At 73.2% G+C, this 24,499-nt stretch carries 24 protein-coding genes; 17 read left to right on the plus strand and 7 right to left on the minus strand.

The features are described 5' to 3' along the window. Nucleotides 1-717: aminotransferase class I/II-fold pyridoxal phosphate-dependent enzyme (locus GPJ59_RS01445; RefSeq protein WP_219664400.1), on the plus strand; the 717-nt coding region annotated here is incomplete at its 5' end. Here the strand turns inward: GPJ59_RS01445 and GPJ59_RS01450 are convergent. Continuing rightward, the gene (locus tag GPJ59_RS01450; RefSeq protein WP_219664401.1) at nt 708-1,733 is read right to left on the minus strand and encodes a DMT family transporter; all 1,026 of its coding nucleotides are present in this window, start codon (nt 1,731-1,733) and stop codon (nt 708-710) included. The two genes, GPJ59_RS01445 and GPJ59_RS01450, sit on opposite strands and share 10 nt — an antisense overlap. Nucleotides 1,734-1,806: 73 nt before the next feature. Between GPJ59_RS01450 and GPJ59_RS01455 the strand changes: the two genes are divergently transcribed. Further along, on the plus strand, nt 1,807-2,721 hold the full coding sequence (locus tag GPJ59_RS01455) for a LysR family transcriptional regulator (protein WP_219664402.1): 915 nt from the start codon (nt 1,807-1,809) through the stop codon (nt 2,719-2,721). 90 nt (nt 2,722-2,811) lie between these two features. Here GPJ59_RS01455 and GPJ59_RS01460 read toward each other — a convergent pair whose 3' ends face one another. Beyond that, entirely contained in the window at nt 2,812-3,270 is a 459-nt protein-coding gene (locus tag GPJ59_RS01460) for a pyridoxamine 5'-phosphate oxidase family protein (protein ID WP_219664404.1), read from the minus strand. Nucleotides 3,271-3,346: 76 nt separating this feature from the next. Here GPJ59_RS01460 and GPJ59_RS01465 point away from each other — a divergent pair, with 76 nt between their 5' ends. From GPJ59_RS01465 to GPJ59_RS01490, 6 genes are all read left to right on the plus strand, one after another. Next, a complete protein-coding gene (locus tag GPJ59_RS01465) occupies nt 3,347-3,961 on the plus strand; it encodes a cysteine hydrolase (protein ID WP_219664406.1) in 615 nt (204 codons plus the stop codon). A gap of 104 nt (nt 3,962-4,065) precedes the next feature. Next, nucleotides 4,066-4,962: a universal stress protein gene (locus tag GPJ59_RS01470; RefSeq protein WP_219664408.1), complete on the plus strand. Its 897-nt coding sequence runs from the start codon at nt 4,066-4,068 to the stop codon at nt 4,960-4,962. Between the two features lie 308 nt (nt 4,963-5,270). Beyond that, complete coding sequence (locus tag GPJ59_RS01475) at nt 5,271-6,494, plus strand: arginine deiminase (RefSeq protein WP_219664410.1); 1,224 nt, start codon at nt 5,271-5,273, stop codon at nt 6,492-6,494. Nucleotides 6,495-6,568: 74 nt separating this feature from the next. After that, on the plus strand, nt 6,569-7,570 hold the full coding sequence (gene argF, locus GPJ59_RS01480; RefSeq protein WP_219664411.1) for an ornithine carbamoyltransferase: 1,002 nt from the start codon (nt 6,569-6,571) through the stop codon (nt 7,568-7,570). Between the two features lie 33 nt (nt 7,571-7,603). Then, the gene (gene arcC / locus GPJ59_RS01485) at nt 7,604-8,557 is read left to right on the plus strand and encodes a carbamate kinase (RefSeq protein ID WP_219664413.1); all 954 of its coding nucleotides are present in this window, start codon (nt 7,604-7,606) and stop codon (nt 8,555-8,557) included. After that, entirely contained in the window at nt 8,554-10,086 is a 1,533-nt protein-coding gene (locus tag GPJ59_RS01490) for a YfcC family protein (RefSeq protein ID WP_219664415.1), read from the plus strand. The genes arcC and GPJ59_RS01490 overlap by 4 nt, the downstream gene beginning before the upstream one ends. A gap of 71 nt (nt 10,087-10,157) precedes the next feature. Here GPJ59_RS01490 and GPJ59_RS01495 read toward each other — a convergent pair whose 3' ends face one another. The 3 genes from GPJ59_RS01495 to GPJ59_RS01505 all read right to left on the minus strand — a co-directional run bounded on the left by GPJ59_RS01495 (nt 10,158) and on the right by GPJ59_RS01505 (nt 12,819). After that, a complete protein-coding gene (locus tag GPJ59_RS01495) occupies nt 10,158-11,090 on the minus strand; it encodes a universal stress protein (RefSeq protein ID WP_219664417.1) in 933 nt (310 codons plus the stop codon). A gap of 64 nt (nt 11,091-11,154) precedes the next feature. Beyond that, a complete protein-coding gene (locus GPJ59_RS01500) occupies nt 11,155-11,943 on the minus strand; it encodes a ribosome hibernation promotion factor (RefSeq protein ID WP_219664420.1) in 789 nt (262 codons plus the stop codon). Nucleotides 11,944-12,126: 183 nt separating this feature from the next. After that, complete coding sequence (locus tag GPJ59_RS01505; RefSeq protein WP_219664510.1) at nt 12,127-12,819, minus strand: CBS domain-containing protein; 693 nt, start codon at nt 12,817-12,819, stop codon at nt 12,127-12,129. A gap of 335 nt (nt 12,820-13,154) precedes the next feature. On the opposite strand from GPJ59_RS01505, the gene GPJ59_RS01510 reads away from it, so the two are divergent. From GPJ59_RS01510 to GPJ59_RS01520, 3 genes are all read left to right on the plus strand, one after another. Beyond that, on the plus strand, nt 13,155-14,873 hold the full coding sequence (locus tag GPJ59_RS01510; protein WP_445271626.1) for a sensor histidine kinase: 1,719 nt from the start codon (nt 13,155-13,157) through the stop codon (nt 14,871-14,873). Between the two features lie 148 nt (nt 14,874-15,021). After that, nucleotides 15,022-15,729 carry a response regulator gene (locus GPJ59_RS01515; RefSeq protein ID WP_219664422.1) on the plus strand — a complete coding sequence of 236 codons (708 nt, stop codon included), beginning with the start codon at nt 15,022-15,024 and terminating at the stop codon, nt 15,727-15,729. Between the two features lie 276 nt (nt 15,730-16,005). Continuing rightward, entirely contained in the window at nt 16,006-16,920 is a 915-nt protein-coding gene (locus tag GPJ59_RS01520) for a universal stress protein (RefSeq protein ID WP_219664424.1), read from the plus strand. 49 nt (nt 16,921-16,969) lie between these two features. Here GPJ59_RS01520 and GPJ59_RS01525 read toward each other — a convergent pair whose 3' ends face one another. Continuing rightward, entirely contained in the window at nt 16,970-17,452 is a 483-nt protein-coding gene (locus GPJ59_RS01525; RefSeq protein ID WP_219664426.1) for a pyridoxamine 5'-phosphate oxidase family protein, read from the minus strand. Nucleotides 17,453-17,735: 283 nt separating this feature from the next. Between GPJ59_RS01525 and GPJ59_RS01530 the strand changes: the two genes are divergently transcribed. The 6 genes from GPJ59_RS01530 to GPJ59_RS01555 all read left to right on the plus strand — a co-directional run bounded on the left by GPJ59_RS01530 (nt 17,736) and on the right by GPJ59_RS01555 (nt 22,504). Next, nucleotides 17,736-18,299, plus strand: coding sequence for a hypothetical protein (locus tag GPJ59_RS01530; RefSeq protein WP_258023698.1), 564 nt, complete (start codon nt 17,736-17,738; stop codon nt 18,297-18,299). Next, nucleotides 18,280-18,930: a vitamin K epoxide reductase family protein gene (locus tag GPJ59_RS01535; RefSeq protein ID WP_219664428.1), complete on the plus strand. Its 651-nt coding sequence runs from the start codon at nt 18,280-18,282 to the stop codon at nt 18,928-18,930. Before GPJ59_RS01530 ends, GPJ59_RS01535 begins: the two co-directional genes overlap by 20 nt. Next, a complete protein-coding gene (locus GPJ59_RS01540; protein WP_219664526.1) occupies nt 18,927-19,202 on the plus strand; it encodes a hypothetical protein in 276 nt (91 codons plus the stop codon). Before GPJ59_RS01535 ends, GPJ59_RS01540 begins: the two co-directional genes overlap by 4 nt. Then, a complete protein-coding gene (locus GPJ59_RS01545) occupies nt 19,181-20,161 on the plus strand; it encodes a globin domain-containing protein (protein WP_308120069.1) in 981 nt (326 codons plus the stop codon). The genes GPJ59_RS01540 and GPJ59_RS01545 overlap by 22 nt, the downstream gene beginning before the upstream one ends. A 25-nt stretch (nt 20,162-20,186) precedes the next feature. Further along, nucleotides 20,187-21,659, plus strand: a complete 1,473-nt coding sequence (gene hemG, locus GPJ59_RS01550) for a protoporphyrinogen oxidase (RefSeq protein WP_219664431.1) — start codon at nt 20,187-20,189, stop codon at nt 21,657-21,659. Nucleotides 21,660-21,769: 110 nt separating this feature from the next. Beyond that, entirely contained in the window at nt 21,770-22,504 is a 735-nt protein-coding gene (locus tag GPJ59_RS01555) for a response regulator (protein ID WP_219664433.1), read from the plus strand. A gap of 70 nt (nt 22,505-22,574) precedes the next feature. On the opposite strand, the gene GPJ59_RS01560 is transcribed toward GPJ59_RS01555, so the two are convergent. Beyond that, the gene (locus GPJ59_RS01560) at nt 22,575-24,263 is read right to left on the minus strand and encodes a sensor histidine kinase (RefSeq protein WP_258023699.1); all 1,689 of its coding nucleotides are present in this window, start codon (nt 24,261-24,263) and stop codon (nt 22,575-22,577) included. Nucleotides 24,264-24,499: the final 236 nt, after the last annotated feature.

Genomic DNA, 24,499 nt, shown 5'->3' on the forward strand with positions numbered 1-24,499 from the left:
GACCAGGACGGGCCGCTGCCCGCGAGCGTGGCCCGGGCGCTGGCGGACGGGGCCCGCGCGATCGTCGTCACCTGCCGCGCGCAGAACCCGACCGGGGCGGCGCTGGGCGCCGGGCGCGCGGCCGAACTGCGCGAGGTACTCGCCCGCCACCCCGGGACCCTGGTCGTCGAGGACGACCACGGCCACGCCATCGTCGACCAGCCGCTGCACCCGCTGGCCGGGGTCACCCCCCACTGGGCCTTCGTACGCTCCTGCGCCAAGGCCTACGGGCCGGACCTGCGCCTGGCCGTGCTGACCGGCGACCCGGTCACCCTGGACCGGGTCCGGGGCCGCCAGCGGCTCGGCCCCGGCTGGGTCAGCCGGCTGCTCCAGTACGCGGTCGCGGACCTGTGGAGCTCGGCCGCGGTGGACCCGGCCGCCGTGGCGCGCTCGTACCGGGAGCGGCGCGAGGCCCTGCTCGGGGCGCTGGCGCGGCGGGGGGTCACCGCGTACGGGCGGAGCGGGATGAACGTCTGGGTCCCGGTGGCCGACGAGACCAGTGCGGTGACCCGGCTGGTCCAGGCCGGCTGGGCGGTCGCGCCCGGTGTGCGCTTCCGGGTGGAGACCGGGCCGGCCGTGCGGATCACCGTCTCGCCGCTGACGGCCGCGGACGTCGAGCCGCTAGCCGAAGCCGTCGCGGCCGCCGCGCGGCCGGGAGCCGGGGTGCGCTACGACTGACCGGCAGGGGCCGCGCCGGTCGCCCGGGGCGTGCGGGGCGTGCGGGAGCGGCTCTGGGTGAGGGCCGCCCCCGCGAGCACCACCAGTGCGCCGACCGGGGTGTTCCAGTGCAGTTGCTCGCCGAGGACCAGCACGCCCGCCGTGGTGGCGATCACCGGGATGAAGTACGTGACCATCTGCGCGGTGGTCGGGCCGACCTCGGCGACCAGGCCGTACTGCATCTGCAGCGCCAGCCCCGTGCCCAGGGCGCCCAGGGCGACCACCGAGAGGGTGGGCCAGAGCGGGAAGCCGGCGGGGGCCGGGGAGAAGAGCGCGGCGAGCACGCCCAGCTGGACCGTGGACAGCAGCAACTGGCCGCCCGTCAGGGCGATCGCGGAGCTGCCGGCCGAGGCCAGCGTGCGCCGGACGTAGATCCAGCCGATCGGGTAGCACAGCGACGCCAGCAGGGCCATCGCCGTGCCCTTGGCGTCGACGCCGGAGAAGCCCTGCCAGGCACCGAGCACGGTGAGCACCCCGAGGAAGCCCAGTCCCAGTCCGGCGACGCGGCGGCGGGTCGGCCGGTCCTCGGAGAGGGCGACAAGGGACAGCGCCATGCCCCACAGCGGCGAGGTGGCGTTGCAGATGCCGGCCAGGCTGGAGGGGATGGTCAGCTCGGCGTACGCGAAGAGCGAGAACGGCGCGGTGTTGAGCAGGAGCGCGGCCACCCCCAGGTGGAACCAGGTGCGCGCGCCGCTGGGGAGGGGCTCGCGGCGCAGCATCAGTACGGCCACCAGGGCGAGGGCGCCGCAGAAGACCCGGCCGAGGGCGACCTGGAAGGGCGCGTAGGCGGTCGTGCCGACCTTGATCAGCAGGAAGCTGAAGCCCCAGACCAGGGAGAGGACGGCGAAGCGCAGCCGCCAGTCGGCCGAGGCGCGGGCGACGGCGCCGCGCAGGGGGCGGCGCGTGGTGGGGGAGGCGGAGTGCGGGCCGGTGGTGGATGCGGGCGGGCTGCTCGGCAGGGTGGTCGGTGCGCTCATGGAGCCACTCTCGCGGGCGCGATCTCGTAGGACAAGCGAGATTTCTTTGGGGTGACGGCGTAGCATTGCTTACATGTTGAACCTGGAGCGCCTGCGTACCCTCGACGCCCTCGCCCGCCACGGATCGGTCAGCGGTGCGGCCGACGGACTCCACGTCACCACCTCGGCCGTCTCCCAGCAGATGGCCAAGCTCGAACGTGAGGTGGGCCAGCCGCTGCTCGCGAAGAACGGGCGCGGGGTGCGGCTGACCGATGCGGGCCGGCTGCTCGCCGACCACGCGGCCCGGATCATCTCCCAGGTCGAGCTCGCCCAGGCCGACGTCGAGGCCCAGCGCGGCCGCGCCGTGGGGGAGCTGCGCATCGGCGCCTTCCCGACGGCGATGCGGGGCCTGCTGCCCGCCGCCCTGACCGCGCTGTGCGCCGATCATCCGGAGCTGCGGCCCCGGGTGCGCGAGCTGGAGCCGGAGGAGAGCATGGCCGCGGTGGTCCGCGGGGACCTCGACCTCGCCCTGGCCATCGACTGGCACAACAAGCGCATGCCGGTGCCCGCCGAACTCGACCGCGTGCACCTGCTCGACGACGCCGCCGACATCGCCGTCCCGGCGGACCACCCGCTCGCGGACCGGGCCGGCATCTCGCTCGCCGACTTCGCCGACGACGAGTGGATCTCCTGGAACGAGGGGCAGTTCTGCCACGAGTGGCTCGTCTTCACCCTGCGCGGCCTCGGCGTGGAACCGCGCATCGCGCACATCGCCGAGGAGCATCACACCCAACTCGCCTTCGTCGAGGCGGGGCTCGGCGTCTGCGTGACGCCCCGGCTCGGCCGCGGCCCGGTGCCGGCCGGGGTCCGGCTGCTGCCCGTGTGCGAGTCCGTGCGCCGGCACGTGTACGCGGTCTGGCGCACGGACGCGGCCCGGCGCCCGTCGGTCCGGGCGGGCGTGGCAGCCCTGCAGGCCGCCGCCGCCCAGGCCGCCGACGGCGCCTGCTGAGCCGGGTGCGCCCCGGCAGGGGCGTGCAAGCCGGGGCGTGCAAGCCGGAGGCACCGAAGGAGCGTGCGGTTGCGCAGGGCCCGGCATCGCTCAGAGCTTGCGGAAGTCCCAGGAGACGACCGCGTCCGGGGTCAGCCGCAGCCAGGCGTGGCGCCCGTCGTGCGGCATCTGCGCGACGCCGAAGTTCTTCACCGGGAAGATGCGCTCCGCCTCGGCCAGTTCCGTGCACGGCTCGCCGGTGCGCGGGGCCTCGCCCACGAAGGCCACCGTGCCGGAGAGCTCCACGCCGCGCAGGTCGCCGTAGGACTCGCCCGCGTCGACCACGACCGAGATCCGCGGGTCCTTGCGCAGGTCGGCCCAGCGGCGGCTGCGGGTCAGGGAGTACAGCCACAGGGAGGTCCCGTCCCAGGCGAACCACAGTGCGCCCACGTGCGGGCGGCCGTCGGGGGAGACCGTGGCGACCCGGCAGGTGCGCTGTTCGCGCAGGAAGGCGTCGACCTCCTGGTCCGTCATCATGATCCGGCGGCCGCGCCGCTGTGTGTCGTCCATCCGTCCCGCACCCCTTCACATCTGACTGTGTGTCAGGAATCATGGGCGCTCTTCCGCCGCCACGCCAGGGGGAGTCATGCTCCAGCTCGATCCCGCCACCACCGCGCTGCTCACCGTCGAGTGCCAGAACGGCGTCGTCGGCGAGGAGAGCGCGCTGCCCGAGCTCGCCGCGGCGGCCCGGGACTCGGGGATGCTGGCGCGGGTCGCCGAGCTGGTCGCCGCCGCGCACCGGGCCGGCGTACAGGTGCTGCACGCGGTCGCCGAACGGCGCCCGGACGGGCGCGGGGCCAGCGGCAACGCCCGGCTGTTCCGGGCCGCCGGGCGGCTGCCGGTGCGCCAGCTCAGCGGGACCTCCGCGGTGCAGGTGGCCGCCCCCATCGAGGTGGCCGAGGAGGACCTGGTGGTACGCCGGCTGCACGGGCTCTCGCCCATGGCCGGCACCGACCTGGACGCCCTGCTGCGCAACCTCGGCTGCCGGACCCTGGTCGTGACCGGGGTCTCGGCCAACGTGGCGATCCCGAACACCGTCTTCGACGCCGTGAACCTCGGCTACCGGGTGGTGGTCCCGGCGGACGCGATCGCCGGGGTGCCCGCCGCGTACACGCCGCAGCTGGTCCGCAACTCACTCGCCCTGGTCGCCGACATCACCACCGCCGAGGAGCTCACGAAGATGTGGGACACCACCGCCTGAGGGCAGCTCGGTCCCCCGGCGAGGGACCAGCGGCCCCTGCGTCGGACCTCCCGCGCCCAGCAGGCTGAGGGCAACACCCGCCCCCCTGCCATGGAGGTCCGCACATGTCCCGCACACTCACCGTCGGTCTCGACGGTTCCGCAGTCAGCATGGCGGCGGTCCACTGGGCCGCCGCCGAGGCCTCGCGCCGCGGGACGGGGCTGAGGCTGCTCCATGTGTGGGACATCCGTCCGGACGTGCACAGTCCACTCGCCCTCACGCCCGCGGAGCAGGACCGCAGGTCCGACTGGATCCCGCGCCGCGCCGCGGACCAGGTGCGCGCCGCCCACCCCGCTCTGGAGGTGGCGACCTCCTACGTCTGCGGCGACCCGGTCGAGGTGCTGTGCGAGGCGGCGGCGGAATCCGAACTGCTGGTCATCGGCTCGCGGGGGCTGGGCACCGTCGCCGGGTACGTCCTCGGCTCCGTCTCCCTGGCCGTCGCGGCACATGCCCCGCGCCCGGTCGTGTTCGTCCGCGGGCCGAAGGAGGACCCCGGCTCCCCGGGCGGGCCGGCCGCCCCGCAGCCGCCCGGTACGGTCGTCGTCGGGGTGGACCTCACCAGCGGGAGCGACGCCGTACTGGCCTTCGCCCTCGCCCACGCCGACCGGCACGGCGCCGCGGTACGGGCCGTCCACAGCTGGAGCCCGCCGCCCTTCCACGGAGCCGAGTCGACCCCGGCGGGGCACGACCTGACGGCGGAGGTGGCCGCCGCCAAGGAGGCCGCCCTGGCCGAGGTGCTCGAGCCCTGGCGACGGAAGTTCCCCGCCGTCCCTGTCACCGCGCAGTGCTCCCTGGGACGTCCGGCACATGAACTGGTCGACGCCGCACAGGACGCGGGGCTGGTCGTGGTCGGCCGCTCGGCGCGCCGCTCACCGCTCGGCGCGCACTTGGGGGCCGTCGCCCACGCCGTGCTGCACCACTGCCTGGCCCCCGTCGCCGTCGTACCCCACGCAGACGTCTGACGGTCCGTCTGCCCCGCCCCGCCGAACGCGGTGACCGTCGGCCGGTCTGCCCGCCCCGCCGCGCCCGATGGCCGGCCTTCGGTCCGCAGGGCCGAAGGTCCCTGCGGGCCGACCGAACGGGTCCGTCGCAGGGGGTGCCGACCGGCCCGCCACCAGGGACCGTTGCGGCCGGGTCCGAGGGGACGCGAGTGACAGAGTTCAAGTGCTCCCCGAGGCGTCCCCCCAGCGGACGCCCGGCCGGCAGCACCTCCTGTGCCACGCCCGCTCGGCGCACCTCGGCACCTTCCTTCTCACCTCCGGGGGACCCCATGTCCTTTCACGTCGACTCCGAGACCGGTCGGCTGAAGCAGGTCATCCTGCACCGCCCCGACCTCGAACTGAAACGCCTCACACCCACCAACAAGGACGCCCTCCTCTTCGACGACGTGCTGTGGGCCAAGCGCGCCCGCGAGGAGCACGACGCCTTCGCCGACGTCCTGCGGGACCGCGGAGTGCGCGTGCACCTGCTGGCCGACCTGCTCACCGAGACGCTGGACGCCGTCGATGCGCGGCAGCTCGTCCTGGACCGGGTCTTCGACGAGCGCGAGTTCGGCGTCCTCGGCACCGACCGGCTCCGCGCGTACTTCGACTCCCTGGAGCCGGCCGCGCTGACCTCCTGCCTCATCGGCGGCGTCACCAAGGCCGAACTGCTCGAACGCACGGGCCCGATACCGAGCGTACGACTGCACGCCATGGCGCCCGACGACTTCCTCCTCGCCCCCCTGCCCAACCACCTGTTCACCCGCGACACCTCGTGCTGGGTGTACGACGGCGTGAGCATCAACCCGATGAACAAGCCGGCGCGACGCCGTGAGACGGTCCACTTCGAAGCCGTCTACCGGCACCACCCCCTGTTCGAGAAGCAGGAGTTCCACCGGTGGGCAGACGGGCAGGAGGCCTACCCCGCCACCATCGAGGGCGGCGACGTCCTGGTCATCGGCAACGGCGCGGTGCTCGTCGGCATGAGCGAGCGCACCACCCCCCAGGCCGTGGAGAAGCTCGCCCTGCGCATGTTCGCGGCGGGCTCCGCCCGGCGGGTCGTGGCCGTCAACCTGCCGAAGAGCCGCAGCTTCATGCACCTCGACACTGTCATGACCATGGTTAGCGGGGACACGTTCACCCGCTACGCCGGCCTCGGCGCGCTGGCCTCCTCCACCATCGAACCCGGCGCCGGCGGGGAGGGCCTGAAGGTCACCGACCACGCGCCCGAGCACACGGACCAGGCCATCGCCGATGCCCTGGGCCTGCCCTCCATCACCGTCCTCACCCCCAGCCAGGACCTCCGGTCCGCCGAGCGGGAGCAGTGGGACGACGGCTGCAACGTGCTGGCCGTGGAACCCGGAGTGGTCGTCGCCTACGAGCGCAACGTGACCACCAACACCCACCTGCGCAAGAGCGGGATCGAGGTCATCACCGTGCGCGGCAGCGAACTCGGCCGCGGTCGTGGCGGCCCGCGGTGCATGACCTGCCCCATCGAGCGCGAGGCCGCCTGACCGCCCACCGCACCGCCACCGCCCGATCACCCGTCCGCCGCCGCCCACCCCCTGTACGTGTCAAGGAGCCAGCCATGCACGACGACCTGCACCAGCGTCCGTTCCTGAAGGAACTCGACTTCACACCCGAGGAGTTCCGCCACCTTCTGGAACTCTCCGCCTCCGTCAAGACGGCCCGCCGCGAGGGGCGCGAGGAGCAGCGGCTGCGCGGCAAGAACATCGCCGTCATCTTCGAGAAGACCTCGACGAGGACCCGGTGCGCCTTCGAAGTGGCCGCTCACCAGCAGGGCGCGCACGTGACCTACCTCGACCCGGCCGGCTCCCAGCTCGGCCACAAGGAGTCCATCAAGGACACCGCCCGCGTCCTCGGCCGCTACTACGACGGGATCGAGTACCGGGGCAGCGACCAGCGCCTGGTGGAGGACCTGGCCCGGCACGCCGGCGTTCCGGTCTGGAACGGCCTGACCGACCAGTGGCACCCCACCCAGTCGCTCGCCGACGTGCTCACCATGTGGGAGCACACCGACAAGCCCCTGGACCAGGTGTCCTTCGCCTACCTGGGCGACGCCAGGAACAACGTCGGCAACTCCCTGCTGATCACCGCGGCCATGCTCGGCATGGACGTACGCATGGTCGGCCCGCGTTCCCTGCACAACGCCCCCGACGTCGTCGAGCAGGCACGCCGGGCGGCGGCCGTCAGCGGCGCGCGGATCACCCTGACCGAGGACGTGGCCGAAGGCGTGGCCGGTGTCGACTTCGTCTACACCGACGTGTGGCTCTCCATGGGTGAGCCGCCCGAGATGTGGGACGAGCGCATCGCCCTCCTCAAGCCGTACCAGGTGACCACGAAGGTCCTGGAGGCGACGGGCAACCCGGCGGTCAAGTTCATGCACTGTCTGCCGGCCTTCCACAACAGCGACACCACGGTCGGCGCCAAGATCGCGGCCCGGACCGGCATGACCGCGCTGGAAGTCACCGACGAGGTCTTCGAGTCCGCGCACTCCATCGTCTTCGACCAGGCCGAGAACCGGCTCCACACCATCAAGGCGGTCCTCGTCGCCACCCTCGGCGACTGAGCGCCGGCATCCCCTCGCCCCCGGAGAAACACCATGCGTGTAGTCGTCGCACTGGGCGGCAACGCCCTGCTCCGCCGCAAGGAGCGGCCCGACGCCGCCGTGCAGCTCGCCAACGTGCGCGCCGCCGTGTCCGCCCTCGCCCCCCTCGCACACGAGCACGAACTCGTCATCACCCACGGCAACGGACCCCAGGTCGGGGTCCTCGCCCTGCAGAGCGCCGCCGACCACTCCCTGAGCACGCCCTATCCCTTCGACGTCCTCGGCGCGGAGACCCAGGGCATGATCGGATACTGGCTGCTGCAGAGCCTGCAGAACGCCTTGCCCGACCGGCAGGTGTGCGCCCTGCTGAACCAGACCCTCGTCTCCGCCGCCGACCCGGCCTTCGCCGACCCCGCCAAGTTCGTGGGCCCCGTCTACGACCGGACCGAGGCGGAGCGACTGGCCGCCGAACGCGGCTGGAGCGTCAGGCAGGACGGCGACCACTGGCGGCGCGTCGTCCCCTCGCCCCGACCGCAACGCGTCGTGGAGACCCGGCTGATCCGGCTCCTGCTGAACTCGGGCGCGGTCGCCGTGTGCGCCGGGGGCGGCGGCGTACCGGTGATCCGTGACGAACACGGGCAGCTGACCGGCGTCGAAGCCGTGGTCGACAAGGACCTCACCGCCGCCCTCCTGGCCGAGGCACTCGACGCCGACGCCCTGCTGCTGCTCACCGACGTCTCCCACGTCTCGCTCCGCTACGGCACCCCCGACGCCGAGCCCGTCGGACAGACCACGCCCGCAGCCCTGCGGGCCCAGCAGTTCCCCGCCGGATCCATGGGACCCAAGGTCGACGCCGTGTGCCGGTTCGTCGAACTCACCGGCGGTATGGCGGCCATCGGCGCGCTCGAAGACGCCCGAGCCGTCCTCGACGGTGCCACCGGCACCGTCGTCACCCCCAACGGCCGCTACCGCGCAGCCGGCCACGACGGACGACAGGACCCGAGATGACCCTCCCCAGCGCACCCGCATCCCCGCAGCCGACCGGGGCGAGACCGGACTCCGGCGCGCCCGACGGCCCGCGGCGGCGGCTTCGGTTCCCGTCCGCCTTCTCCGTCCTGGTCGCCGTCACCGTGGCGGTCTGGGCCCTGACGTTCGTCATACCGGCCGGCCGCTACGACACGAAGGACGGCAGCCCCGTCCCGGGCAGCTACCACTCCACAGAGCTGACCACCGGCTTCTGGGACCGTCTCAAGGACCTGTTCCTCGCCCCGGTCAACGGCCTCTACGGCGTCACCGACCCCGGGACCGGCCTCACCACGCCCGGCGGGACCGGCTCCTTCGCCGGCGCGGCCGGAGTGTTCCTCTTCATCCTCGCCGTGGGCGCGTTCATCACCGTCACGATGCGCACCGGGGCCCTCACGGCCGGAGTGGCGCGGCTCGCACAGCGCCTGCACGACCACCGGACCCTTCTCCTCGTCGTCCTGCTGACGGTCTTCTCCCTGGGCGGGACCACGTACGGCATGGCCGAGGAGACCCTCGGCTTCTACGGGCTGATGATCCCCCTGATGCTGGGCCTGGGATTCGACCGCATGGTCGCCGCGACCGTCATCATGGTGGGAGCCGGGGTCGGCACTCTCGCCTCCACCGTCAACCCCTTCGCGACCGGGGTGGCCTCCGACAGCGCCGGCATCGGCACGGGAGACGGCATCGTCCTGCGGCTGGTGATGTGGGCCGCCCTGACCGCTCTGGCGGCCGCGTACGTCGTGCGCTACGCCCACCGCATCAGCGAGGACCCCTCCCGATCGCTGACACCACTGACCGAGGACGACCTCCGCATCAAGCACGAGGGCCGCGACGCGGAGAAGCTCACGCGTCGTCAGCGCACCGTCCTGTGCCTCTTCGCGGCCACCTTCCTCTTCATGATCTTCGCCGTGGTCCCCTGGGCCGATCTGCACGTCACCTTCCTGCCCACGCTCGGCTGGTACTTCCCCGAACTCGCCGCCCTGTTCATCGTCGCGGCGGTCGCCGTCGGGCTGGTCGGCGGCCTGGGGGAGAAGGGGACGGCGAACGCCGTCACCGCCGGGGCGGGCGACTTCGTCGGAGCAGCGATGATCGTCATGCTGGCCCGGGGAGTCACGGTCGTCATGAACAACGCCAGTGTCACCGACACCATCCTCGACGCCCTGCAGCGTGCGGTGGACGGCACGTCCTCCGGCGTGTTCGCCGTCCTGATGTTCGTGGTGAACCTCCCGCTGGCCTTCTTCGTCCCTTCCTCGTCCGGCCACGCGGCCCTCGCCATGCCCATCCTCGCTCCACTGGGCGACTTCGCCGGAGTGAGCCGGGCCCTGGTGGTGACCGCGTACCAGTCGGCTTCCGGCTGGGTGAACCTCGTCACGCCCACCTCGGCGGTCGTCATGGGCGGCCTCGCCCTGGCCAAGGTCCGCTACGACCAGTACCTGCGCTTCATGGCACCGCTGATGGGCGCCCTGCTGGTGGCCGTCGCCGGATTCCTCGCCCTCGGTGCGGCCCTGGGCTGAACCGGTACGTGAAGGGCGCGACGGTGGCCGGCCGGCCACCGTCGCGCCCTTCACGGTGCGGGCCGCGCCGGTCAGAGGTGCGGGACGACCGCCACGGGTGTCGTGGCGTGGTGGAGCACCGCGTGGGTGACCGGGCCGATGTGGGCTCCGACCGCTGCCCGGCGTATGCGCCGGCCCACGACCAGCAGGCCGGCGTCCTGCGAGGCTTCCACCAGGTGGTCCGCGGGCCGGCCCACCATGGACTGCTCCTTGACCTCGACCCGGGGGAACTTCCCCCGCCACGGCCGCAGTGCATCGGTGAGGGCGCCTGCCTCACGCAGCCCCAGCGCGACACCGTGGCCGGGGTCGACGTCCTCGGGGTCGTATCCCGCGACCCTCGGCACGCTCCAGCCGTGGACGACCCGCAGGGCGGCCGAGCGGGCGTCGGCGGCCTCGAACGCGTACGCGATCAGCTCGTCGCACGGCCGGGCCAGATCGAGGCCGAGCACCACGTCGGGGCACTGCTCCTGCCGGCCCTCGCCGACGCCGGGACCGCGCCGCAGTTCGTCCTCGGCCCGTTCCCCGGCCCGTACGACGACGACCGGGCGCTCCGCGTGCGCGATGACGGACAACGAGACCGACCCGGCCAGGAAACCGGCCACGGCACCCAGCCCTCGCGAACCCACGACCAGGACGTCCGCCTTCTCGGCCGCCTCCAGCAAGACCTCGGCGGGACGGCCGAACACCACCTCCACGGTGATGTCCAGGCCGGGGTGTCCCACCCGCAGCCGGTCGGCCAGCTCACGCGGGACACGCTCGGCCCAGTGCTGCGCGGCGGTCGTCGCCTGGCCGGGCGCGGTGTCCACGCCGGTGAACGGTGCGTGGGCGAGAGCCGGCGACCACTCCTGCCAGACGTGCAGGATGTGCAGGGGCAGGCGGCGCAGCCGCGCCTCGCGGGCGGCCCACTCTGCGGCTGCCGGCGACTCGGCCGAGCCGTCCACGGCTGCTATGACGGTACGTGACATGGTTTCCTCCGGGCGAAAGGCTTCGGACGGGCGGGCGGTGGCGGGCGGTACCGCCAGGAGCGGGCTACCGGGACGGAGTGATCAGCCCGTAGTGGCCGTCGTAGCGGTGGTAGAGGACGCTGCCCCGGCCGGTGGCCTCGTCGTTGAAGAAGACGAAGGGCAACCCGGTGTGCTCCAGCCGCGAAACGGCCTCGGCCACGGTGCTCTTGGGCACGGGAACCGTGCTCACGCCGAGCACGCCGTCGATCTCCCGTTCCTGACCCAGCGGTCCCAGCGATGCCATACGGTGCCGGCCGGTGCGGACCTCGCGGTAGATGACGCTGTCGTGACCGGAGACCAGGTCCGTGAAGACCCAGAAGTCGCGGTCCATGGCCTCCAGGTCGATCAGGGCGTCCTCGGGCGTCTGGCGGGCCAGGCTGAAGGACTTGCGCCGCACGACGCGGCGCTCCTCGGCCGGCAGGTGGTGACGGTGCGGGCGGTGTTCGTGGCCCGGGCCGTCCCACCACGCCTGGGCGTTCGGGCCGCTGCCGCGCTGCCCGTGCCGCCGGGCCCGGGCGAGCCGGGCGGTCAGGCGCTCCTGCAGGAGGTCCACCGCTTCGAACATCGTGCTCGCGGCCACGTGGGCCCGTACCGGCCGGCCGTTGACGTTCACCACGGCCTGGGCCGTGGCCGGACGGTGCGTCGAGGTGTTGACGGCCTGCGTGAGCTTCACCTGGACGGCCAGCACCGGTTCGCCCACGTGGCCGACCGCCGCGAGCACCTTCTCCTGGGCGTAGAAGCCCGCGCCATGGGGTACCTGCCCTCGGGTGCGGACCTGGACGTCGACTGCCTGGCTGGTCTTGAGACCGCTCATGAGTACTCCTCCTTGGTCGCTCCCAGCCTGTCCGCCGGCGACCGATCCCGGGCAGGGCCGTCCGGACCCCGGCGACAGCTCCACCGGTACCTCCGTCAGCCGCGGAGCCGGGACTTACGGGCGGCCCGGTCAAGGCCGTTCGTCCTGCGACCCGCGTTCGCGGGGCGGCGAACTGAGCGAACGTCAGGACAGTCGCGGTATGCCGCCCTGCGCCGAGCGATCGCTCTCGCGGGCGGCCGTGAGCCGGTTCACCACACCGACCACGCCGTCCACCCGCCATGCGGCCCGGATCACCGCCCGCGTGTCGACCTCCGGCCCGGGCGAACCGGCCATCGTGACCATCCCGTCCCGGACGTCGATGTGGAGCCCGTCGATGCGGTGGGCGGCGGGCGCCTGGGTGGCCGTTGCCCGGGCGGACACGGCGACGGCGACGTCCGCGCGGATGTCTTCGTCCGTCCTCAGGAAGACGCGCAGAAGATCACGTCGCGTGGTGATGCCGATGAGGCGGTCCTCCTCGTCCACCACGGGCAGCCGGTCGATGTGGCGGCGCTCCATGGTGCGCGCGGCGTCGACGACGCGCTGCTCGGGGTGCACCGTGACGGCGGGGCTGGTCATCAGCTCGCCGGCCGTCAGGGCGGGTGCCGCGGTGGAGCGGGCGTCGGCCAGCCGCTTCAGGGTCCGCAGCATCCGGCGCGGAACCGATCCTTCCCGGCCGCGGCCGGCCTGGCGCCTGGTGAGGTCCGTCTGGGAGACCACGCCCATGACCTTGTCGTCGTCGTCCACCACCGGCAGGCCGCTGATCCGATGCGCGGTGAGCATGCGGACCAGTTCCTTGAAGGAGGTGTCCGGGCGTGCCCGGACCACCTCGCCTGTCATCACTTCGCCCACAGTCCGGTTCTTGACCACGGTGCGCATCTCCCATCGTTTCGCAGGTTTCCGGCAGCCGCCGACAGCGACCGCCGACCCCGGCGACCTTCAGGGCCTCGTACGTGGCCACGCCGGCGCACGTCGGCGGTGCTTCCAGCCTGGTGCCGGGCACCGGCGGGGGACAGAACCGGTCAGGACCCATACGATGGGCCGTTCGGCCCGTAAAGGGCCGATTCGCAGACCATCGGGCCCCGGCCACCGGCCTCCCGGCCGACCGCAGGACCACCCGCGCGGACCGATACCCTGTTCGTGTACGGGCAGGTGATCGAGGTCGGGAGCGCGTAGTGGGGGTCGAGGAGCCGTTGTCGCGGATGCCTCAGATGCGGCTCGACGAGCTGCTGGAGGAGCTGCAGGCGCGCATCAACGCGGCCCGCGGCACCCGGGACCGGGTGCACAGCCTGCTGGAGGCGGTCGTCTCGGTGGGGCGTGAGCTCGACCTCTCCCAGGTGCTGCGGCGCATCGTGGAAGCCGCCGCCCTGCTGGTCGACGCACAGTACGGAGCGCTCGGGGTCATCGGCCCCGACGGCCGGACCCTGTCGAAGTTCCTCACGTACGGGCTGACGGACGAGGAGATCGCCAAGGTCGGCCCGCTGCCCGCGGGACACGGGATCCTCGGAAAGCTCATCCGCAACCCCGAGCCGCTGAGGCTCGCCGACCTGACCGCGGACGAGGCGTCGTACGGATTTCCTCCCCACCATCCGCCCATGCGGACGTTCCTGGGCGTGCCGATCCGCGTACGGGACGAGGTGTTCGGCAACCTCTACCTGACCGACAAGCACGGCGGCCAGGAATTCGACGCCGAGGACGAATCGGTGATCTCCACGCTGTCCGTCGCGGCCGGCGTGGCCATCGACAACGCCCGGCTCTACGAGGCCTCGCAGCGCCAGCAGCGATGGCTGCAGGCGAACGCCGAGATCACCAACAGCCTGCTCTCCGGCAGCCCGCGCCTGGAGGTCCTGGAGCTCATCGCGCGCCGCGCCGAGGAGATCACCGGCGCGGTGATCGCCGACGTGTCCGTGCCCGTCGACGGGACCGACGACCTCATCGTCGAACTGGCCTGCGGGGCGGACGGTGACACCCGGCGCGGCCTCGTGGTCCCGGTCGAGGGCTCCCTCTGCGGCGCCGCCTACAAGGCCGGTGCCCCCGTGACCACGGCCGGCCTCGCGGAGGACGACCGGTACACCTCCGGCTCCCGAGTCTTCGACGGCCTGGGGCCCGCGGTCGCCGTCTGCCTGGGCACTGCCGCCAAGGACACCCGGGGCGTCCTCCTGCTGGCCCGGCGCCAGGGCGAGCCCGTCTTCACCGAAGGGGAACTGGAGCCGCTGCTGGCCTTCGCCGGGCAGGCCGCGCTCGCCCTGGAGCTGGCCGAACGCCGCAACGACGCCGAGCAGCTCGCGCTCCTGGAGGACCGCGACCGGATCGCCCGGGACCTGCACGACCTGGCGATCCAGCGGTTGTTCGCGACGGGGATGACCCTGCAGAGCGCCGCACGGCTCGTACAGAACGAGAGCGCCGCCGAACGCATCTCGCGCGCCGTGGGCGACCTCGACGAAACCATCAAGATCATCCGCTCGACGATTTTCGGCCTCCGTGCGCGTGAGGAGGGCACAGCCCCGAGTCTGCGGGCACACGTGGCCCGCGCGGTGGGTGAGACGGCGACCACGCTCGGTTTCCCGCCGCGCCTGAGCATGGAAGGGCTCCTCGACACCGACGTTCCGGCGCAGGTCGGCGAGCACGTCATGGCGGCCCTCACCGAAATGCTGAGCAACGCCGCCCGCCACGCCCGGGCGACGCGGGTCGAGGTCTCCCTGCAGGCCACCGGCGACGAGGTCATCCTCACCGTGACGGACAACGGCCGGGGCATCCCCGCCGAGGGCAGGCGCAGCGGCCTGAGCAACCTCGAGGAACGGGCCCGGAGCCTGGGCGGCACCCTGAAGATCGAGCGCCCGGACGGGGGCGGCAGCCGGCTCGTCTGGCGGGTGCCGCTCACTCCCGGGCTGTGACGGCCCTCTCCGTGACGGGGTAGGGCTGCGTTCGGACGGGGTATGGCTGTGTTTGAGGGCCATCCGGCCCTGGCCGATGGTCCGCTCACGCGCCACGATGCAGGGGACCCCCTGCGGCGTAGGAATTTCGGCGAACACGGAGTGTGCAATGACGGACAGCAGCGGCCTCACCGAGAAGGAACCGGTCAGGGTCTTCCTCCTCGACGATCACGAGGTGGTGCGCCGCGGTGTGCACGACCTCCTGGACGCCGAGCCGGACCTGACCGTGGTCGGGGAGGCGGGCACGGCCGAGCAGGCGCTGGTCCGGGTTCCCGCACTGCGCCCGCAGGTCGCCGTCCTGGACGTGCGCCTGCCGGACGGGGACGGGGTGAGCGTCTGCCGTGAGCTGCGCTCCCGCATGCCCGACCTCGCCTGCCTGATGCTGACGTCGTTCGACGACGAGGAAGCACTGCTCGACGCCATCATGGCCGGCGCGTCCGGCTACGTCCTCAAGCAGATCACCGGCACCGACCTGGTCAACGCCGTGCGGACGGTCGGCTCCGGCCAGTCCATGCTGGACCCCGGCGCCACGGCCCGCGTGATGGCCCGGCTGCGCGGTGGAGCTCCCCAGGAGGAGCAGTCGCAGGGCCTGCCCGGCCTGACGGACCGGGAGCGCGAGATCCTCGCCCTGGTCGGCGAAGGGCTGACCAACCGGGAGATCGGCAAGCGGCTCTACCTGGCGGAGAAGACGGTCAAGAACAACATCTCCCGGCTGCTGGCCAAGCTGGGCGTCGAACGGCGGGTGCAGGCCGCCGTCATCGCCACCCAGGCACTGGCCGCCCAGCACGATCAGAGCGAGCGCCTCGGCCGGATGTGAGGGCTGACTGAGGGCCGCCCGAGGCCGCCCGAGGGCTGCCCGAGCGCCGCCCTGCTTTCTTCGCTTCCCCAGCATCAGGGAGGCAGGCGCTGCCGGTCGAGGGCCGCACGGCCCTCCGTCCCGGCCGTTCGGCCACGACTCGTGCCCGCCGCCGGCCGTACGCGGCCCCGCGGGCCTACAGGTCCCGCGACAGGGACCTGTGGCCCCTCTGCGGCGTGGTTGCGGGGAGCCACTGTGGAGGGGCAAGCCCGACCCCGTGCCCTCCAGGAGGCGTTCATGTCACGCACTGTCACCGTCGGCGTCGATGGATCCCGTGAAAGCCTCGCCGCGCTCGACTGGGCCGCCGAGGAGGCACTGCGCCGCGAGCTGCCCCTGCGGCTGCTCCGGGTCTGGATCAAGGACAGCGACCCGCGGACGCGTCTGGTGGACCCGGTGACGGCCCGCGAGTGGGGCGAGAAGGCGCTCGGTGCGGCGGAGAACCGGCTGCGCCGGCGCCACCCGGAGCTGCGGACGGAGGCGGAGTGGGTCACCGGTGACCCGGTGGAGGAGCTGTGCGCCGCCGCGGAGGAGGCGGACCTGCTGGTACTCGGCTCCCGCGGCCTCGGCACTCTGACCGGCTTCCTCGCCGGCTCCGTCTCGCTGGCCGTGCTCGCCCGCACCGAGCGCCCCGTGGTCCTGGTCCGCCCGCACGCCCGCCCGGCGGCCGGGGAGGACGACCCGGCCGGAGAAGCCGTGCCGGCCGGGGAGGCCGTGCCGGCCGGAGACGGAGAGGTCGTGGTCGGCCTGGACGTGTCCGCACCGGGGGACGAGGTCCTCGCGTTCGCCTTCGCCGCGGCCGACAGGTACGGCTGTGCGCTGCGGGTGCTGCACACCTGGGCCGTCCCGGCGGTCTTCGGACCCGACATGGGCAGCGCCCTGCCGGTGCTGATGTCGGAGGTCGCCCAGGACGCCCGCCGGGCGCTCGACGAGGCGCTGGCCCCGTGGGCGGAGAAGTACCCCGGCCTCTCCGTCGTGAGCGAGTGCCACCAGGGCCGGCCGGCGCAGGACCTCGTGGACGCGGCGCGGGACGCCCGGCTGGTCGTGGTGGGCCGCAGGAACCGGCGCTCGCGGATCGGCACCCACATCGGGGCCGTCACCCACGCCGTCATCCACCACTCCCCGGCTCCCGTGGCGGTCGTACCGCACGACTGACGTGGTCCGGACGGCGAACGGCACCGACGCGAGCGTGCAGCCCCGGCCCCTACTCCGGGACCGGGGCGAGCCGGACGCCGGTGACCAGGTCGGGCTGGATGCGTACGACGTAGTCCATGTGCTGGTCGGACCAGGGGTCGATCATGGCCCGGTACCGGGTGACGTCGCCGGGGTCGGTCACGATGCGGCAGTATCCGGTGGCGACGACCGTCCAGCCGAGGCGGGTCTCCAGGTCGATGACGTCGGCCTCGTAGGCGACGACGACGCCTTGGTCGCCGGCCTCGCGGGCGTGTGCGACCAGGGCCGCGCCTTCGTGGGTGCGGATGACGATCTGACCGTCGTCCACGATGTGGTTGACGGGGCGGATGGCCGGCAGGGCCTTCTCGGTGAAGACGATCCGCCCCAGGGGGGTGCTGCCCAGCAGGCGCAGCGCCTCGTCGGGGTCCAGGTCGAGCGTGCGGCGCGGCCCTGTGGTGACTGCCCGGCGCGGTGTCTGCGCTGTAGGGGGGCGGCGGATGGATTCGTCGTTCACAGTGGCTTCCTGGTCGGTTCGGTGTGGCCGGGCCTCGGGCGGGGAACCGGTGAGGCGGGTGTCCTGGCCGCGGGCGCGGCCCGGAGGCGGGCGATCCTGTCACTCTCAGTGGACGCCGCTGCCACCACTTCCGACCAGGGGCCATTCGGCCCCTGTTGCGCCGAGCGCGCCGCGTGTTCACTCGTCTCCGTACCGGCGGGTCCGTTCGTCTAGCGACAGCGGGCGGGTCCGCCGGTACGGAAGCGAGTGGAGGACGCCGGATGGCGGGGAAGAAGGCGGGCAGATGATCGCGGTGGTGGGCCATGCCGATCTGACCTTGGACACGCTGACATTGGTGGAGTCCGAAGTACGGATGCGGCTGGAGCGCCTGGCGGACAACGTCACCGGGCTGGTACGCGCGGGCGCGGGCCTGCCGGTGGTGCTCGGGCGGGCCGTGCGCGCGGCCGGCCGGCAACTGGTGGTGCTGCTCCCCGCGCAGGGGACGGTGCCCGCCGCGCTGCCGCAGGGTGACCGCCGGGCGGCCGGAGAGCTGCTCATACTCGCCAACCAGGCGCGGCTGCTGCCCTTCGACCCGGACGACCGCGACGCCTGCGTCGGCGCCGACGAGCAGATGATCAGCACGAGCAGCCGGCTGCTGGCGGTCTGGGACGGCTCGGCGTCCAACGGCCGGGACGCCACCGCGCACCTGGTGGCCTACGCCAGGGCCCGCGGCGTCCCCGTGGACGTCGTGTGGCCCGAGGGGGCGACCAGGGCTCCGGCCACCCCGCAACACCTCCGCAAGGTGGGGCATGCACCCACCGGTACACCCGCAAGGCGGAACGACATCGATGTCCAGCACCCTGCATGACCACCCCACCACGACGCACAGGCACGCGAAGGGTGCCGACCGGCCCGGCGTGATCGGCGCCGGGCGCGCTCTCGCCTGGCTGCTGATCGTGAGCGGCGCGGCCGGGCTCCTGGCCTCCTTCGTGATCACGCAGGACAAGTTCACACTGCTGTCCGACCCGACCTTCGTGCCCTCGTGCAACCTCAGCCCGGTGATCTCCTGCGCCAACGTGATGCAGAGCGAGCAGGCATCCGTGTTCGGCTTCCCGAACCCGATGCTCGGCCTGGCCGCGTACGCCGTGGTCGTCGCGGTCGGGTTCGGCCTGCTGGCCGGCGCCCACTACCGCCGGTGGTTCTGGCTCGGGCTCAATCTCGGCACCCTCCTGGGCGCGGGGTTCTGCATGTGGCTGATGAGCCAGGCGCTGTACGAGATCGGGGCGCTGTGCCTGTGGTGCAGCCTGGCGTGGGTGGCCACCATCGCCATGTTCTGGTACGTCACCGTGCACAACCTCCGGCACGGAGTGATCCACGCGCCCCGCGCGCTGGTCAGCGGCGTGCAGGAGTTCCACTGGGTCGTCCCGGTCACCTGGTACGGGGTCATCGTGCTGCTCATCGCCACCCGCTTCTGGACGTACTGGGAGACCCTGCTGTGACCCTGCCCCGACCCGCGGTGTACGCCGCCGCCGCGTGCGCCCTGACCTCGGCGGCCGCCGCGGTGTCCTTCGTACGGGGCAGTTGGGTGGGCATCGTCTGGGTCCTGCTGGCCGGCCTCACGTCCAACCTCGCCTGGTACGCGACGCGGCGCCGGCCCGGGGTCCGCGGGATCGGCCGCCGCAGGCCCGCCGCCGGGCCGGACCCGGCTCCCTCGCCGAGCGCCTGCGGGAGCGGCGGCGCGTGCGGAGGGTGCACGCAGAAGATCTGCTGACCGCCGTACGGAACACGGCGACGAGCGGCAAGGCACAACCGGAGAACCACCAAGTGAACCAGCACGACACCTACGACACCTACCACGCGCTCGTGGCGCGGCAGGACGCGATGCGCCTGCGCCGGCAGCTGCTGGCCCCGGCCCGGCAGCCCGCGGGGCACCTGACCGGGCCCCCGGCCGGGCCCGGCGGCCCGGACCGCTACGACGGCGCCGCCGACCAGCAACTGATCAGCCGGCACCTGCACCTCGTGAGCCCCTTAGGGCAGCTCATCGACCACCTCTACGACGCCCTGTTCGAGCGCCATCCCTATCTCCGCGGCCTGTTCCCCGACTCGATGGCGTTCCAGCGCACCCACCTGGAGCGGGCCTTCCTGTACCTGATCGACAACCTGCACCAGCCTGACGAACTGGCCGCCTTCTGCCACCGCCTGGGCCGCGACCACCGCAAGCTCGGCGTACGGCCGGTGCACTACGAGGTGTTCGAGGCGGCCCTCGTCGAGGCGCTCCGGGGGAGCGCGGGCACGCAATGGAACGGGGAACTGGAGCGGGCCTGGCTGCGGATGCTGCGGCTCGCCGTCACGGCCATGGTGGCCGGCGCGGAACAGGCCCTGGCCGAACCCCCCTACTGGAACGCGGTGGTGACCAGCCATCGGCTGTTCGGACCGGACCTCGCCGTGGTCCACGTACGCACCAGCGAGCCGTATCCCTACCGGGCCGGGCAGTACGCCAACCTCCAGACACCGCTCCTGCCCCAGGCCTGGCGGCCGTACGCCATCGCCTGCGCACCCCGCACCGACGGACAGCTGGAGTTCCAGATCCGCCGTACCGGCTCCGACGACGTGAGCGAGGCGCTGGTGGCACACACCGGCGTCGGTGATCCGCTGCGCCTCGGGCCCCCGCAGGACCCGCCGACCGGATCGACCACGACCCCGTCGTCACCCGGCCTTGCCGATCAGTGATGCACCCCCTTGAAGGAGCCCCCGCATGAGCGACACCCCGAACGGCCCGACCGCGAACGGCCCGACCGCGAACGACCCCGGTCCCGGTCCCGGTCATGGTCCCGGCCACGTCGTCGTCATCGGCGGCGGGATCTCCGGCCTCGCCGCCGCGCACCGGCTGATCGAGTCAGGGGCCCGGGTGACCCTGCTGGAAGCCTCGCAATGGCTGGGCGGCAAGCTGCGCGCCGGGCAGATCGCCGGCGTGCCGGTCGACCTGGGGGCGGAGGCCCTGTTCGCCCTGCGCCCCGAAGCGGTCGAGCTGGCCCGGGCCGTCGGACTGGCGGACGCGTTGCAGCCGGCCGCCACCACGGCCGCCGCGATATGGACCCGCGGGACGCTGCATCCGATGCCCAAGGGCCATGTGATGGGCGTGCCGGGAGAGGCCGCCCCGCTCGCCGGACTGCTGTCCCCGGAGGGCCTCGCCCGGATCGAGCAGGACCGCACCCTGCCGCGTACGGAGCTCGGTGACGACGTCGCGATCGGCTCGTTCGTGGCCGAGCGGCTCGGCCGGGAGGTGGTCGACCGGCTGCTGGAGCCGCTGCTCGACGGCGTCTACGCGGGCGACGCCCACCGGATCTCGATGCGCGCGACCGTCCCGCACCTCTTCGAGGCGGCCAGGGCCCACGACTCCCTTCTGGACGCCGTACGGTCGCTCCAGCAGCACTCGACCGGGAAGCCCCCGGCCGGCCCGGTCTTCATGGGGATCGACGGCGGCATCGGGCGGCTGCCGGAGGCCGTGGCCGACGCGGTACGGTCCCGCGGCGGCACCGTCCTCCTCAACACCCCCGTGCTGGCCCTGGCACGCACCAGTACGGGCTGGCTGGTGCGGACCGCCCGTCGCACCCTGTCGGCCGACCACGTGGTCCTCGCGGCTCCCGCGGAGGCGGCGTCCAGGCTGCTGGCCGGCGAGATTCCGGCCGCTGCGGCGGAGCTCGCCGAGATCGAGTACGCCTCCCCGGCGCTGGTGACGCTGGCGTTCCGGCGCGCCGGGATGCCGGAGCTCCCCGCGGGCAGCGGCTTCCTCGTGCCGCCCGTGGAGGGCCGTACCGTCAAGGCAGCCACCCTCCTCAGCCACAAGTGGCAGTGGCTCTCGGACGCCGCCCCGGACCTGTTCGTCCTGCGGGCCTCCGTCGGCCGGCACGGCGACGAGCGGGCCCTCTACCTGGACGATGCCGATCTCGTCGCCGCGGTCCGGCACGACCTGGCCGAGGCGACCGGCCTGTCGGACAAGCCGGTGGCGACCAAGGTCAGCCGCTGGCACGACGGACTGCCGCAGTACGCGGTGGGCCATACGGCACGCGTGCAGCGGATCAGGGAAGCGGTCGCGAAGCTGCCCGGCATCCGGGTCTGCGGCGCCGCGTACGACGGTGTGGGCATCGCCAACTGCGTGGCGAGCGGCCGGCGCGCCGCCGACGAGCTCGCGGGCGGGCCCGTCGGCGAGCCCGGCGGCAGCCACTGACCGCCCGGGACCCCTTCTGTCCGGGACGACCCGGCTCATAGCTTTTCCTCCCGTAAGGGGACGGTGTTCCGCCTCACGGGAGGCACCACGACGTCGACGGAGCGACCTTCATGCACGCACACGCCGTACCCGCCCCACCCCTGCGGGTCTTCATCCTCGACGACCACGAGGTGGTACGCCGAGGAGTGCGCGACCTGCTCGAAGCCGAGCCGGACATCGTGGTGGCCGGCGAGGCCGCGACGGCGCGGGAGGCCCTCGCCCGGGTACCCGCAGCGCGCCCGCACGTCGCGGTGCTGGACGTCCGGCTCGGCGGGGCCGGCCGGGGAAGCGACCACGGCGGGGTGGAGGTGTGCCGGGAGCTGCGGGCGCGGATGCCCGAGCTGGCCTGCCTGATGCTGACGTCGTTCGACGACGACGAGGCGCTGTTCGACGCGATCATGGCCGGGGCGGCCGGGTATGTCCTCAAGCAGATCGGGGGACCGGGCCTGGTGGACGCCGTCCGTACGGTGGCGTCGGGGCGGTCGATCCTCGATCCCCGCACGGCCGCGCGGGTGATGGCCCGGTTGCGCGGCCCCGAGCAGGCGCCCCAGCCGCACGACTCCTCGGAACCGGACTCCTCGGAACTGGAGCGGCTCTCCCCGAGGGAGCTGGAGATCCTGGACCTGATCGGGGAGGGGCTGACGAACCGGCAGATCGCCGATCGGCTGTACCTGGCGGAGAAGACGGTCAAGAACCGGGTCTCGTCCATCCTGTCCAAACTCGGCGTGCGCCGCCGCGTCCAGGCGGCCCTGATCGCGGAGCGGGTACGGGAGCAGACGTCCGGCACGCGGTCCGCCCACGGCTGACCCCCGGCGGGCGCACCTGGCCGGCCCCGGCCCGCGGCTTCCCGTACGACCCTGCTCTTCCGGACGTGCCTCAGTCCGCGGGCAGGGGCACGCGCCACACGATCCGGGTGCCGCCACCGGGCGGGGTCGCGAGCGTCATGCTGCCCCCGTGCTCCTCGGCCCGTGAGCGCATGTTGAGCAGTCCGCCGGTGTGGCGCGTGCGGCCCACGCCCACCCCGTCGTCGGTCACGGTGAGGGTCAGGTGGTTCTCCGCCTCCTGCACGGCCAGGACCACCTCCGCCCGGCGGGCCCGTGCGTGCCGGGCGGTGTTGCTGAGGGCTTCGGCCGTCACGGCGAGGACGTGGTCGGCCAGTTCGGGCGGTACGCAGGAGTCGACAGGGCCGTCGATGCGCAGGGTCGGGCTGAACCCGAGGGACTGGGTGGCCATGCGGGCGACCTCGGGCAGCCGACGGCGCAGGCCCGCCCCGCCGCGGGGATCGTCGCCGGAGCGCAGTTCGAAGATCGTCGACCGGATGATCTGGATGGTGTCGTCCAGGTCGTCGACCGCCCGGCCGACCCGCTCGGCCGCGTCGGCAGGACGGTCGACGATCATACGGGTGGCGCTCTGCAGGGTCATGCCGGTGGCGAAGAGCCGCTGGATCGCCAGATCGTGCAGGTCCCGCGCGATGCGGTCACGATCGTGCAGCACGGCCAACTCCTCACCCTCCGCGCGGTGCTGGGCCAGTTCGAGTGCGATGGCGGCCTGGTCGGCGAAGCGGGAGATCAGCTGCACCTCGACGTCGTCGAAGCCCGGTCGGCCCGCCCGGCGGCTCAGGCGCAGCGCGCCGCAGGCCGCGGCGTCGATGGGGAGCGGCACCGCCACGGCGGGGCCGTGGGCCTCCCGGTCCTGTCCCAGCGGACAGGCCCGGGTATCGGCGCCGACGTCCAGGCTGACCACGGGTGCGCCGGTCCGGGCGGCCAGCCCCGCCAGTGATCCCGACGCGGGAAGACTCCGGCCCTGGAGGTCCTGCGCGCCGTGGCCGTGGGCCACCTCCACGGCGAGCCGGTCCCGGCCCGCGGTTCCGGCCGCGGGCAGCAGTACGGCGGCCAGATCGGCGTCGGCCGCCTCCCTCGCCTTCCGGGCGATCAGGTGCAGCACCTGCCCCGCGTCCGTGCCGGCCAGGAGGCTGTGGGTGATCTCCCCGAGGGCTTCCAGCCAGTGCTCGCGACGGCGGCTCTCGTGGTACATGCGGGCGTTGTCGATGGCGATCCCCGCCGCGATGGACAGCGTGGTCAGGACGGCCTCGTCGTCCGCGTCGAAACCCCCGCCGCCGCGCTTCTCGGTGAGGTAGAGATTGCCGAACACCTCGTCCCGCACCCGGACCGGCACCCCGAGGAAGGTACGCATCGGGGGATGGTGGTCGGGGAAGCCGTAGCTGTTCGGGTGGCCCGTCAGGTCGGTGAGCCGCAGTGGCACGGGGTGGTGGATGAGCTCGCCCAGGATGCCGCGGCCGCAGGGGGCCTGGCCGATGCGCTCCACGAGGCCGTCGTCCATGCCGACGGTCAGGAACTGTGACAGCCGCTGACCGTCGCCGACCACACCCAGGGCCCCGTACTCGGCGTCGGTGAGGGTGACCGCGGCCTCGACGATCTGCCGTAGCACCTGCGGGAGTTCCAGCCCGCGGCCCAGGTCCATGACGGCGCTCAGCAGGCCGTGCACGCGGTCCGGCACGTCGAGATGCGGCCAGCGCTGCGCCGCCTGGGGTTCTTCTCGTGGCATCTCCGCTCCCGGGCCGGTCTCCGGGCTGCACTGTACGACACGGGGTGCTGGGCCTTTCGGCCCTGTTCGGGGCGGGTAGCAGGGACTGTTCGACTCTATCCGGCCCCCCTGCCGCTGCCCGGATCATGGGGCGGCGGCCGGGAGGCGCCGTGCTCCCCCGTAGTTGTGGCACTTCCCGGTCCGTCATGAGAACAGCTGACAGGGAGGCACCGTCCGGTGGACGTGGCAGGGATGAA

This window comes from Streptomyces bambusae, from assembly GCF_019400985.1.
In the GTDB taxonomy this organism is placed as follows: domain Bacteria; phylum Actinomycetota; class Actinomycetes; order Streptomycetales; family Streptomycetaceae; genus Streptomyces; species Streptomyces bambusae_A.